The 13542-nt window shown below is 40.3% G+C and carries 11 protein-coding genes; all 11 read left to right on the top strand.

Translation table 11 applies throughout. The features are described from left to right. The first annotated feature begins 117 nt into the window (after nt 1-117). The 11 genes from dapA (at nt 118) to J2S08_RS07920 (ending at nt 13298) form a co-directional block, all read left to right on the top strand. Nucleotides 118-999 carry a 4-hydroxy-tetrahydrodipicolinate synthase gene (dapA, locus tag J2S08_RS07970; RefSeq protein WP_307228354.1) on the top strand — a complete coding sequence of 294 codons (882 nt, stop codon included), beginning with the start codon at nt 118-120 and terminating at the stop codon, nt 997-999. Between the two features lie 150 nt (nt 1000-1149). After that, entirely contained in the window at nt 1150-1302 is a 153-nt protein-coding gene (locus J2S08_RS07965; protein WP_307228352.1) for a hypothetical protein, read from the top strand. A 377-nt stretch (nt 1303-1679) separates the two neighbouring features. After that, complete coding sequence (locus J2S08_RS07960) at nt 1680-3338, top strand: ribonuclease J (RefSeq protein WP_307228351.1); 1659 nt, start codon at nt 1680-1682, stop codon at nt 3336-3338. 346 nt (nt 3339-3684) lie between these two features. Continuing rightward, nucleotides 3685-5256, top strand: a complete 1572-nt coding sequence (locus tag J2S08_RS07955) for a Na+/H+ antiporter NhaC family protein (RefSeq protein ID WP_307228349.1) — start codon at nt 3685-3687, stop codon at nt 5254-5256. A gap of 314 nt (nt 5257-5570) precedes the next feature. Continuing rightward, nucleotides 5571-6743, top strand: a complete 1173-nt coding sequence (locus J2S08_RS07950; protein ID WP_307228347.1) for an LL-diaminopimelate aminotransferase — start codon at nt 5571-5573, stop codon at nt 6741-6743. A gap of 2 nt (nt 6744-6745) precedes the next feature. Further along, nucleotides 6746-8431, top strand: a complete 1686-nt coding sequence (locus J2S08_RS07945) for a thiamine pyrophosphate-dependent enzyme (protein WP_307228345.1) — start codon at nt 6746-6748, stop codon at nt 8429-8431. A gap of 110 nt (nt 8432-8541) precedes the next feature. Beyond that, nucleotides 8542-10047, top strand: coding sequence for an aldehyde dehydrogenase family protein (locus J2S08_RS07940; RefSeq protein ID WP_307228343.1), 1506 nt, complete (start codon nt 8542-8544; stop codon nt 10045-10047). A gap of 80 nt (nt 10048-10127) precedes the next feature. Continuing rightward, a complete protein-coding gene (locus J2S08_RS07935) occupies nt 10128-11285 on the top strand; it encodes a saccharopine dehydrogenase family protein (RefSeq protein WP_307228569.1) in 1158 nt (385 codons plus the stop codon). Nucleotides 11286-11412: 127 nt separating this feature from the next. Next, entirely contained in the window at nt 11413-12147 is a 735-nt protein-coding gene (locus J2S08_RS07930) for an IclR family transcriptional regulator (RefSeq protein WP_307228341.1), read from the top strand. A 201-nt stretch (nt 12148-12348) separates the two neighbouring features. Then, nucleotides 12349-13095 (top strand): ClpP family protease, encoded by a 747-nt coding sequence (locus J2S08_RS07925; RefSeq protein ID WP_307228339.1) that lies wholly within the window; start codon nt 12349-12351, stop codon nt 13093-13095. Beyond that, the gene (locus tag J2S08_RS07920; RefSeq protein WP_307228338.1) at nt 13092-13298 is read left to right on the top strand and encodes a YlzJ-like family protein; all 207 of its coding nucleotides are present in this window, start codon (nt 13092-13094) and stop codon (nt 13296-13298) included. The genes J2S08_RS07925 and J2S08_RS07920 overlap by 4 nt, the downstream gene beginning before the upstream one ends. Nucleotides 13299-13542 lie beyond the last annotated feature (244 nt).

The raw sequence follows: 13542 nt of genomic DNA, 5'->3' as shown, positions 1-13542 counted from the left end.
TTTAAACTTCACGCTTATTCTTCCGACATGAAGATAGAGATTTACTGGCACCTAATAGAAGCCGCATAAAGAAGCGGGAGTCATCACTCACTTGAAAAGGAAAAAGGGTGTGAAATAATGTTAAATTTTGGCCGAGTTTCAACCGCAATGGTGACGCCATTCGATAAAAAAGGCAATATTGATTTTCAAAAAACAACACAATTAGTAAACCATTTAATCGCTAATGGAACCGATTCCCTTGTTGTTGCAGGAACGACAGGAGAATCTCCGACATTATCGACAGAAGAAAAAGTGGCTTTATTTAAACATGTCGTAAAAGTAGTAGATCATCGCATACCAGTAATCGCTGGAACAGGAAGCAACAATACGTACGCTTCCATAGAATTAACAAAAAAAGCAGAGCAATGTGGGGTTGACGGCATCATGCTCGTTGCTCCCTATTATAATAAGCCAAATCAGGCTGGATTATATGAGCACTTTAAAACAATCGCTCGAACAACTTCATTGCCAATTATGGTGTATAATATCCCTGGCCGCTCTGTAGTCAATATTCAAGCGGAAACGGTGATTGAGCTTGCAAATATTGATAATATTGTTGCGGTAAAAGAAGCAAGCGGTAATTTAGATGCAATGACAGATATTATTGCAAATACTCCAGATGATTTTCTGCTTTACAGCGGCGATGATAGTATTGCACTTCCCGTTGCAGCGATTGGCGGTGCAGGCGTTGTTTCGGTAGCATCTCATATAGTTGGGAACGATATTCAAGCGATGTTTCAGGCATTTTTTGCTGGAGAAACAAAAAAAGCTGCAAGCATCCACCAAACGTTGCTTCCATTGATGCGCGGGATGTTCATTGCCCCAAATCCAGCTCCTGTTAAAACAGCCTTGCAAATTCAAGGTCTTGATGTTGGTTCTGTGCGCTTGCCTCTCGTTCCATTAACTGAACCTGAACGCTTAACTATTGCAGCATTTATGAAAAAAGTAAAAAACAAATAGAATGGCATTCCAGAATGCTGGAGCCGCTTCTCCTATGGTGCTTAGCACCATGGGAGTTTTTTTTATCCCACATCTAACTGGCAAGTCAAGACCCCCACCTCAAGAGCACGAGGAATCAGAAGCGCTAGGTGGGGGGAAACTGAAAGTCAAATGTCCGATTGGTTCGGGCCGCAGGACAAGGAAAGCTTCGCCAGTAATACATCGAACGAAGAAAAAGCGGCTTCCTTTTTCGAGGACGCTCGCGACCTTAGCCTTTGTTCTACTTCTTATGAGTGGGGGATAAGAGAAAACCCCATCTTTTGAAGCTTCACTTTATTATCGTTACACTTCAATTAAAACTTCTCCTCTCAGCAATCTCTTGCTACTCCATTTCTGTTTAAAGCTGCCGACAATTATTTTTACAGAAGGTGCAAACACTAATATAAAGAAATCGGTAGTAGATGTGAAAGTGGTTCCATATGTTCAGACTTACTTGAATTGCTTTGGCGAAGGGAAAGCGTCTTTTTCAAGGATTGCACTTTTTTAGCTTCATATGCTCTCTATGGAAGGTAAGATAAAATCATGTTGATAGAAGTTTCCATTCCCCCTTAATGATTGATTGGTGAATTATCTGGAAAAGTCTTGTATAATAATATTAACTGATGAAGATCGGGAAACAAGAATATTGGAGGATATAAACATTGAGAAATAAAAAAAATGAATCGATTAAAATCATTCCACTCGGCGGAGTTGGAGAAATCGGGAAAAACATGTATATAGTAGAGGTCGATGATGATATTTTTGTCCTTGATGCGGGACTAATGTTCCCTGAGGATGAAATGCTCGGCATTGACGTCGTCATCCCGGATACTTCTTATCTTGAAGAAAATAAATCACGTGTAAAAGCAATTTTTTTAACTCATGGGCATGAAGACTCAATTGGTGCACTTCCATATGTGTTAAGAAAATTAAATGTTCCAGTATATGGTACTAAACTAACGATTGCATTTGCAAAGGAAGCGATGAAAGACCAGAAAGTAAATGGGACATTCCATGTTATCCACTCGGATTCACAATTAACATTCGATTCTGTTACAGTCAGTTTCTTTAAAACGACGCAAAGCATTCCTGATTCCGTTGGTATTTGTATTCATACAGCTGAAGGAAACATTGTCTACACTGGAGATTTTAAGTTTGATCAAGCCGCCACCGATATATATAAGACTGAGATTGGAAAAATTGCAAACATTGGCGATGAAGGAGTGCTTTGCTTATTATCTGATAGTACGGAAGCTGAACGTCCAGGCTATACGACCTCCGAATCTGTTGTGACTGAAGAGATTACCAACGCCTTTCATAGTGCACCGGGAAGAGTGATTGTGGCGTGTTTTGCTTCTAACTTGATTCGTATTCAGCAAGTATTTGATGTTGCTTATGAAAATAATCGAAAAGTAGCAGTAATGGGCAAAAATCTTGAACGAGTGTACGAAATTGCTTTGGAACTTGGTTATCTAAAAGTAAAAGACGAAAAGATGATTATACCTATTCAGGATATTGGCAAATATCGTGATGATCAAATTATTGTGATTGCGACAGGCCATATGGGAGAACCACTAAAAACGCTGCAAAGAATGGCTAAGCAAACCCATAAGCAAGTAAATATTCAAAAGGGAGATACCGTTCTTATTACTCCCACTCCTGGGCCAAGCCTTGAAACGTTCTTGTATAGAACAATGGATCTTTTATATCGAGCGGGAGCTACGGTTATTAGCAAAAAAATTCACGTCTCCGAGCACGGGCATCAGGAAGATTTAAAACTAATGTTGAACTTAACAAAACCGAAATACTTTGTCCCTATCCAAGGCGAGTACCGCATGTTGTTTGCTCATGCAAAAATCGCTCAAGAAATGGACATTAAGAAAAAAAATATTTTTATTCCCGGCAAAGGTGAAATTATTGAATATCGAAATGGGAAAATGACGACTGGAAACAGAGTAAATGCCGGGAATGTCCTTATTGATGGCCTTGGTGTTGGAGATGTAGGCAATATCGTCTTACGAGACCGCAAATTGCTATCTGAAGACGGGATTTTTATCGTCGTCGTTACATTAAACAAGAAAAGAAAAACGATTGCTTCTGGACCGGAAATTATTTCTCGAGGCTTTGTATATGTTAGAGAATCGGAAAAATTATTAGAAGAATCTACGAAGCTCACTGCTCAAATAGTGGAGAAAAATTTAGCGCGCGAGGCATTCGAATGGTCAAGCATTAAACAGGATATTCGCGATCAGTTAAATCACTTCCTGTTTGAAAAAACGAGAAGAAGACCAATGATCCTACCGATTATTATGGAAATTTAAGGAGAAGGGGCAGGACCTTAGTCAGTTTAACTGACTTATAGGAACCAGCCCCTTTATCGGTTTTTTAAATCCAAATGACATTCACAGCTGCAATCAAGAATTACAATAGGAATTTTATTACCATCTACAGTAATTGGAAATGAGGGTCTTATGAACGATAGAATGGATAAAAAGCCCTTTGACAGCATATGTTTCTCTATATATAATGATCTCATGCTCCTATTACGTACTTCGTGATAAATCACATGGATTTGGCAATGATTTTCCCACTATTTCCTCTAAGTTATAGCAGGAGAGGAGTAGCATTGACCACCAATCCTATATAAAGAATGAAAGGAAGGGAAAAATGGAAGGAACAATTTATTCGCTTATACCCCCATTTATTGCGATTACGATGGTAATATTAACACGTAGAGTTATTCTATCGTTGGGGCTTGGGATTCTTTCCGCTGCCTTGCTCTTGGCGAATGGAAATGTTGCCGATACAGTCGTTATTGTTTGGGAGGCATTTAAAGGGATCTTCTGGAAAGATGGCAGTTGGAATACTTGGAATATTTATATTGAATTTTTTATCATCATCTTAGGGATTGTAACCGCTTTCATAAGCATTAATGGAGGAACACGAGCATTTGGTGAATGGGCGATGAAACGGATTAAAACGAGAGCTGGCGCACAAATTATGACAGCTTTTCTTGGCATCGCGATATTTTTAGATGATTATTTTAATAGTTTAGCAGTAGGGCAAGTTTCTCGACCTATTACGGATCGTCATCATATATCAAGAGCTAAATTGGCGTATATTATCGATTCTACTTCAGCTCCAGTTTGTGTAATTGCACCTATTTCAAGCTGGGGGGCTTATATTATCGGGATTGTTACATCCGTTTTTGCAGCCCATGGTGTTACACAAATGTCTGCCTTCACAGCGTTTGTTAAAATGATTCCTATGAACTTATATGTTTGGTCGGCATTAGCATTAGTATTTATCGTAGCCATTCGCGATCTTGATTTCGGAGCAATGAAAACGCATGAGAAAAGGGCTCGTGAAACAGGACAATTATTTGATCCTAATAAGGATGTGCCGGGTGAAACGAAGACGCCGCTTCCTGAAAGTAAACAAGGCTCTGTTCATTCGTTAATTTGGCCGATCGTTGCATTGATTATTGCAACTGTTGTTTTTATGATTTGGACTGGGTATAGCGAAGGAGCATCCATAATGGAGATATTTGGGGATGCTGATGTTTCGGTGGCGCTTTTCTATGGTGGTTTGATCGGTTTACTACTTTCGTTTATTTTCTTCATTCAACAAAGCATGATCAAAAAAGCAGTAAATCCTGGGATCTTTTTAAACGGTGCCTTACAAGGAATCCGCTCCATGCTTCCTGCTGTTTTAATTTTAATATTTGCTTGGGCAATTGTTGATTTAATCGGTCAACTAAAAACAGGTGCTTACTTGGCGGGTATTGTTGAAAATTCCAGTCTTCCTATAGGCTTCTTGCCATTCCTGCTATTTATTATTGCTGGACTTATTGCCTTTTCAACCGGAACCTCATGGGGAGCATTTGGTATTTTAATTCCAATTGCTGGTGAAATTGCAGCGGTTGTTGATATGAATATTATTCTTCCATTAATGGCTGCAGTTCTTGCTGGTGCTGTTTTTGGCGATCATTGCTCACCAATTTCTGATACGACGATCTTGTCATCAACAGGAGCAGGCAGCAATTTGATGGACCATGTAATGACGCAAATGCCTTATGCCTTTACCGCGGCAGCTGTTTCGGCCTTAGGATATTTAGTATTAGGTTTCAGTGGTAGCACATTAGCCGGTTTAGGCACAGTAGTGATTCTTCTTGTTATTATCATGTTTTTGCCGCGTAAAAATGTGAGTGTTTCTTTAAACGAAAAAACAATTGAATGATAAAAAAGCAACATTTAATTTTTTGGAAAAAGGGTGCTTTCCTATCCCAACTTCTATCGGGAAAGGGAGCGCCCTCTTTTAACAGAATTGCAAAAAGATATTTCAGTACGTTTGAAAGCAAGATTCACTTTCTTTATATGTAGAAATTTCCTTAGTTCTTGTACAATAATCATAGAGAAAAGTGGAAATTTAGAAAAATTATTATTTTCTCTTTTTATTATTGATAAATTGAAAGCGTTATCATATAATTTGTATGAATACTTTGAAATGACGTTTCATATATCGGAATGGTTAGAAAGGGAAGGGGTAAAAACATGTGCTGGATGTCAAAAAGAGTGCAAGGTTTACCGCCATATGTATTTTCAGTCATTCATGAGAAAAAAGCACACTTACAAGCGAAAGGGATTGATGTGATTGATTTAGGAATTGGTGCACCTGATTTGCCAACCCCTTATTTTATTGTTGAAAAGATGATAGCGGAGCTTGCTAAGCCAAAAAATTTTACGTATTCGCCTTATGAAGGGTGTGAAGAATTTCGTGAAGCTATTGCAGCATTTTATGAGAAACACTACAGTGTACAGCTTGATCCCAAGACAGAAATTTTAACGCTGATTGGATCAAAAGAGGGGATTGCAAATATTTTTCCTGCATTGATAGATAAAGGTGATACTGTCTTAATCCCTGATCCAGGGTACCCTGTTTACCGAACTGCTGCATACCTTGCAGGAGCAGAATGTCTTCATCTTCCCTTAGATGCAAAAAATCAATATCGCCCATTATTTTCAGAACTTTCTATCGATACATGCCAAAATGCAAAAATGATGGTGCTAAACTATCCTAGCAATCCTACGGCTGCAACTGTAGACTTGGCTGTTTTTCAAGAAGCAATCTCGTTTGCAAAAAAATATCGAATTGCTGTCATCCATGATGCTGCCTATGCACTTGTGACGTTCGGCGATTATGCTGCTCCGAGTATCATGCAAGTTCCTGGAGCGAAAGATATTGCCGTTGAGTTTGGCTCATTATCGAAAAGCTTTAACATGACAGGTTGGCGCATCGGCTATGTCGTTGGCAATAAAGACATGATTCGTGCACTTGCAACGATTAAAAGTAATATTGATAGCAGTCAATTTTTGCCAATTCAAAAAGCGGCTGCGGCGGCAATGTTAAGTGATTTTACGACCGTCGTTGATAATAATCAAGTGTACGAAGAGCGTCTTCATACGATGCTTTCTGCTTTGCGTACAATAGGCATTGAAGTGGAGGAACCGCAAGGGACTTTTTTTATTTGGGCACGCGTACCGCCAACGTACACATCAACACAGTTCACTGAAAAATTGCTAGAAGAAGCTGGTGTGGTTATTACACCTGGAAATGCTTTTGGTCCTTCAGGTGAAGGCTACTTTCGTCTCTCACTTTCAGTTCCAACAGTACGGTTAAAGGAAGCAGCCGCAAGAATGAAAAATTTGGAACGAAGAGGGGGATAGAGATGCTTCAAGCAATGGGGCAACAAAAAAGTGATAAGATGCAGCTTTCAAGTGCGAAAGCGATTGTGGAATGTCTTAAAAGGGAACACGTAACAACTATCTTTTGTGTACCTGGTGAAAGTTACTTGCCTGTCATGGATGCCATTTTAGATGAGGAGTCAATGAAACTGATTTCAGCTCGTCATGAAGGCGGCGCCGCTTTTATGGCAGAGGGTTATGCAAAGGCTGCAAAAATACCGAGTGTCGTCATGGCCACTCGGGGAGTAGGTGGAGCCAATTTAGCGATTGGGGTTCATACCGCTTATCAGGATTCAACGCCAATGGTTGTATTATTGGGTCAAGTTCATCGTAAATTTCGCGGGCGTGAAGGTTTTCAAGAAGTAGAGCTGGAGCAATTTTTTGCTCCAATTGCCAAATGGACAGTAGAAATAAATGCAGTGGAAAGAATACCAGAACTTTTGCAGAGAGCATTTCGGATTGCTAAAACAGGCCGTCCTGGTCCAGTTGTTGTCTCCTTGCCAGAAGATTTATTGAAGGAGGAGGCGGAGATGCAGTTTGGCCCTGTCTCTGTTCGTCCTGCACCTGCACCTAGTCAACGGGAAATATCGGAACTTACTGCTCGATTACAGCAAGCAAGCACACCTATTATTCTAGCAGGAGGCGGTGTAATGAGTGCCGGTGCTGAGGAGGCCCTCCTGTTATTTGCGGAAAAAAACATGCTGCCGGTTGTTGCTGCTTTTCGCAGGCATGATGTATTTCCAAACGACCATCCGCTTTATGCCGGTCATCTTGGACTAGGAACTGACTCTGGTATTCTTCAAACAGTGCAAAAAGCAGATGTCATTTTCGCAATTGGCACAAGGTTATCTGAAGTAACAACCCAAGACTATACGCTGTTTTCTCCTACCCAGCAGCTTCTGCATGTAGACATTGATGAAGCTGTCTTAGGAAAGGTATATTCTCCTCAGCTCGGAATTGTTGCTGATGCAAAAGAAGCACTTCTTGCTTTATTAAAAACTGATATTCAGCCAGCATGGAAAGATTGGAGTCAGGAAAGACGCCATATTTACCAACAGGCAACGGCTAGACCTGAAAAGCAGTCAACAAAGCCGCTTACGAATACAGATGTCATCTTTACTTTGCAAGCAAACTTGCCAGATGATGCGATTATTACAAATGACGCTGGAAATTTTGCAGGCTGGCTTCATACTTTCTATCAATTTAAGCAGAAAAACACGTATATCGGTCCGACATCTGGTGCAATGGGATACGGATTGCCAGCGGCAATTGGCGCAAAGCTTGCTTGTCCTGATCGGGTTGTTGTCTCTCTTTCTGGTGATGGTGGTCTCATGATGACGGTACAGGAATTAGAAACAGCAGTACGCTGCAACATACCGATCATCAGCATTGTGTTTAATAATTGTATGTATGGAACAATACGCATGCATCAGGAAATACATTTTCCGAAAAAAGTAATTGGGACTGATTTAGGCAGTATTCATTTCGTCAAACTAGCAGAGTCGCTTGGAGCGAAAGGTATCTTTGTAAAAACAGAGAAAGAATTGGGAGAAGCATTGCAGCAAGCAATAAAAGATAAAAAACCAACATTAATTGAGATCGAAATGGATCGTGAACAAATAGCTGTTGCTCAAACAATCCAGCAAATACGCAATCGAAATACTAAATAGATAGGGAACGATGAACGAATTTTCTAAGTATGCTTCTAGCAAACTTGACAGGCGATATTCGCCTATTTGATGACAAGTAAAAACAAGAAAACAGGAAAGGGGCTGGCATAATGGCCAATACAGTTGTAGATGGAGCATCCGTTTTAAATTATATAAATGGTGAATGGACGGCTTCAAAAAATTCGCGTTTCACAGAAATTATCAATCCAGCAAATGGGAGTGTTTTAGGGAAAGTATTATTATCGACAAGCAAAGATGTCGACAATGCCGTTGCAGCAGCAAAAGCAGCGCAAAAAAAATGGCGGCTTGTTCCAGCACCGCAGCGTGCGGAGATTCTCTATCAAGTTGGGGCGCTTATGAAAGAGAGAAAAGAAAGACTCTCTCAAATTTTAACGTCAGAGATGGGAAAAGTGATCGAAGAGGCTCGCGGTGAGGTGCAGGAAGGTATTGACATGGCTTTCTACATGGCTGGGGAAGGCCGGCGTCTTACAGGAGATACGACACCATCAGAATTAAAAGACAAATTTGCAATGAGTGTTCGGGTTCCTGTTGGGATCGTAGGAATTATCACACCATGGAATTTTCCTATCGCAATCGCTACGTGGAAATCATTCCCAGCTATCGTTGCTGGAAACGCTGTTATTTGGAAACCTGCAACTGAAACGCCATTAATGGCGCAGGAACTAGTCAACATATTCACAGAAGCTGGACTACCTAAAGGTGTTATTAATTTAGTAACAGGCTCTGGAGCTGAAGTTGGTGATGCAATCGTTGAGCATCCTGATATTGATGTTATTTCCTTTACTGGTTCGAATGAAGTAGGGCGGCGTATTGCGGAAAAATGCGGCCGATCCTTGAAGCGCGTTTCCTTAGAAATGGGCGGTAAAAATGCGGTTATTGTGATGGAGGATGCGGATCTTGATTTAGCTGTTGAAGGAATCCTTTGGAGCGCATTTGGTACAAGTGGCCAGAGGTGTACTGCATGTTCTCGCATCATAGTCCACGAGAAGGTAAAGGAGGAACTGGAACAGCGTTTGCTCGCAGAAATGAAAAAACTTACGATTGGCAATGGCTTGGAAGATGGCATTAAAGTTGGGCCAGTAATAAATGAGAGGGCAATAAAGAAAATCCATCAATATGTTGAAATTGGTCAAGAAGAAGGAGCCAAGCTGCTTGCAGGCGGCAGCATCCTCGAAGATAAACATCTGGGTAACGGCTATTATTATGCTCCAACCTTATTTACAAACGTCAGGCCAACGATGCGGATTGCGCAAGAAGAAATTTTTGGGCCAGTTACTTCTATTATCCCAGTGCAAAGTCTGGAAGAGGCAATTGAGATCAATAACGGAGTTAGTTATGGACTTTCGAGTGCCATCTTTACAAAAAATGTGAATAACGTATTTACAGCACAACGTGATTTAGATACTGGCATCGTTTATATTAATGCTGGAACGACAGGTGCTGAGATTCACTTGCCATTTGGAGGCTCAAAAGGAACAGGCAACGGCCATCGAGATTCAGGTGTGCAAGCGTTGGATGTATTTACAGAATGGAAAAGTGTCTATGTAGACTTTAGTGGGAAGCTGCAGCGTGCTCAAATAGATATGGATGTGTAATTGCTGCGTCACACACTTCTTTCTTTGAGGCGCAGGATTTTTAAAGCATAAAATGAGTTAAATAAAGGGGGTATAGAATGGTGAAAATAGCCATTTTAGGATCAGGATTGATGGGAAAAGAAGCAGCTCGTGATTTAGTAAATAGTGAGGGAGTAGAACAAATTGTTTTAGCAGATATGGATTTATCAAAGGCCGAAGCTGTTTGTAAAAAGCTTCAATCTTCTAAACTATCAGCGGTTTTTCTTGATGCAACTCAGCGTAACGAGCTGATCGAATTTTTAAAAGGATTTGACGTGGCAATTAATGCCTTGTTTTATACATTTAATGAAGCAGTGGCAAATGCAGCAATCGCTGCAGGTACACATTGTGTTGATTTAGGAGGGCATATTGGGCAGGCAACCGACCACGTCTTGGAATTAAATGAAATTGCAAAACGGGCGAATGTCACTCTCATTCCTGATTTAGGTGTAGCGCCAGGAATGGTGAATATATTAGCAGGCTACGGCGCTAGCCAACTTGATAAAACAACATCGATTAAACTTTATGTAGGAGGCATACCTGTGAGGCCAGATCCTCCATTAGAGTACAACCATGTTTTTTCAATGGAAGGTGTGTTTGACCATTATACAGACCCCTCTTTCATTATCCGAAATGGTGTGAAACAAATGATCCCGTCTTTATCAGAGGTAGAAACAATTCACTTTGAAAAATTTGGTCCACTTGAAGCATTTCACACAGCAGGTGGAACCTCAACATTAGCCTATTCCTTTCCAGAACTAGACTGTCTAGAATATAAGACAATTCGCTACAAAGGCCATGCAGAAAAGTTTAAATTGCTCGTTGATTTAAATTTAACGAAAAAGAATTATGAGGTTGAAGTAGATGGGCATAAGATCAACCCACGTAAAGTGCTATTAAAAGTATTAGATCCAATTGTTGATTTAAAAGACAAGGATGACGCTGTTTTATTGCGAGTCGTTGTAGCGGGAGAAAAACATGGGGAGCAGGTCGCCTATGAATATGAAATGACGACCTACAGAGACCAAGCCAACCAAGAAACAGCAATGGCACGAGCAACAGCAAATACGATTTCCGTTGTCGCTCAAATGATTGCGAGTGGGTTAATTGTGAAAAGAGGTGTTTATCCACCAGAACAAATAGTTCCTGGGAAGGCGTATATTGAAGCAATGAAGAAGCGTGATGTTCATATTGTTGAACATTGCGTGATGCACACATAGAAGTCTGTGAAACAGGGAAATAAGAGCTGCTTTTCAAAAGAGAGCAAAGCATGTGACATATAGGTGATAACTGATACAGCAACGTGACGCTGGCAGCTTTTTGACCAACTTCATAAAGGAGAAGAACATGAATCAGAGCGTCGTAAAAGCACTGATGCTATTAAATTTATTTACAGAGGAACAACCCGAACTAAGTTTAAAGGAACTAACAGAAAAATCTCAACTTCCAAAGCCTACCGTATTTCGATTGTTAAGAACATTAGAACATTGCGGTTTTGTCTTGAAATCAAAAGAATCTCAACATGACGCGCGATATAAGCTTGGTTTAAAACTTTTAGAGCTTGGAAATTTAGTTTCTGAACAGCTAGAGATCAGGGAAATAGCTTTACCTCAGATGAAAAAATTAGCTGGTGAGATGAATGAGGCTGTTCATCTCGTGATTGAGAATAATCTTGAAGCAGTTTATATTGAGAAAGTAGAAAGCAAGCGCGCTCTAAGATTATATACAAAAATCGGGAAAAGATCCCCGCTTTATCTTGGCTCTGGACCGAAGCTGCTATTGGCATTTCTTCCTAAAGCGACGCAGACAAAGGTGCTGCAGGCGGGGAAGAAAGAGAAGCTGATGGAAGAGTTGGGGCAAATTCGCAAGAATGGCTTTGCTATTAGCTATGGAGAACAAGACACAGAGACAACAGGCGTCTCTTACCCAATTTACGATTATCATCATCAAGTAGTCGCTGCACTTGCAGTGAGCGGTGCATCAAGCCGTTTTAAAGGCACAGATTTAGAAAACATTAAAAAACAAACGAAAGCATGTGCAGCCACTATATCTGCCGAACTTGGCTATAAACAATCTATTTAGAGCTGTTAAAAAAATGTTGACAATATTCCTTACAAGGATAAACTATCGTGAAAGGAAGCGTTCGATGACGACGCTTCCTATTTCCATGTATAAGAATATACGTATGAATTGATTAGATGTGAAGATAATAACGGTAGCAGTCAAAATTAAATTGTTATCCAGAGTGTATTGCCTATTGGAAATGAGAAGAGGGGGGAGTTTATGCGAAACGGCAGCAACGGTGATTACGATAGTGAAAAAAAGAATGAAGAAACGAAAACATCTCCAACAGTTGAGAAGATTCAACAGCTAGGACAAACGAATGTTCCGCAGTTATCTCAAGACTCTAATATTCATTGTTTAACGATTATTGGCCAGATTGAAGGCCATATGCAGCTACCGCCGCAAAATAAAACAACCAAATATGAGCATCTTATTCCACAGCTTGTAGCGATCGAACAAAATCCAAGCATTAAAGGGCTGCTCATTGTATTAAACACTGTTGGCGGTGATGTCGAAGCGGGACTAGCTATTTCAGAGATGATCTCGACACTTTCAAAGCCTTCTGTTTCTATTGTTTTAGGCGGTGGCCACTCCATTGGTGTTCCTATCGCTGTTTCTACCGATTATTCTTTTATTGCCGAAACAGCGACGATGACGATTCACCCTATTCGTTTAACGGGGCTTGTCATTGGTGTACCGCAAACATTTGAGTATTTAGATAAAATGCAAGAACGGGTCATTAAATTTGTAACGAGACAATCCAAAATTTCCGAGGAAGTTTTTAAAGACTTAATGTTTGCGAAAGGAAATTTAACACGAGATATTGGGACAAACGTTGTTGGCGCTCATGCCGTCGAAATTGGTTTGATTAACGAAGTAGGCGGGATTGGAAGCGCGATGAAAAAGTTAAATGAACTAATTGCTTTGAAGAGAAATGATTCACAAGAAAAGAGGTTGTTACAATGATTTTGCATACAACAATCCCTCAGGAGCTTATATTCCCACAGGAAAGCAATATGTTTACACAGCAAACAACGGTAGAAGTGAACGGTATTTCACTAATTGTAGAACAAGAAGAAAATCGCTACCGCATAATCCGGCTCCTTAGCAGTAATCCGAATGATTACTTACGCTCAGAATTGCTTCCCGGACAATATCTCTCTATATAAGCCTTATGAGTGATTTTAAAGATGTTTTTTCCAATTAGACAGGCCACAATTCTCATACAAGAGTACTTTCTTCCTTCATAAGCCTCTTTTCTAACCTGCCTGTATGTTTCATTTCCATTATCTTGAGGCGAAGGGACTATTGTACGTTAAGCATGAGATAAATCCTTGCTATACCAATGTCATAACCATCATGCATGTGCTATAATGAGATAGAAGAAACTGGACAAGCAGCCCTAATTTGGCT

The organism is Bacillus chungangensis (genome assembly GCF_030812995.1).
Taxonomy (GTDB): domain Bacteria; phylum Bacillota; class Bacilli; order Bacillales; family Bacillaceae_C; genus Bacillus_CF; species Bacillus_CF chungangensis.
Note: the sequence above shows the minus strand (reverse complement) of the source record. Positions and strands in the feature narration are given on the sequence as shown.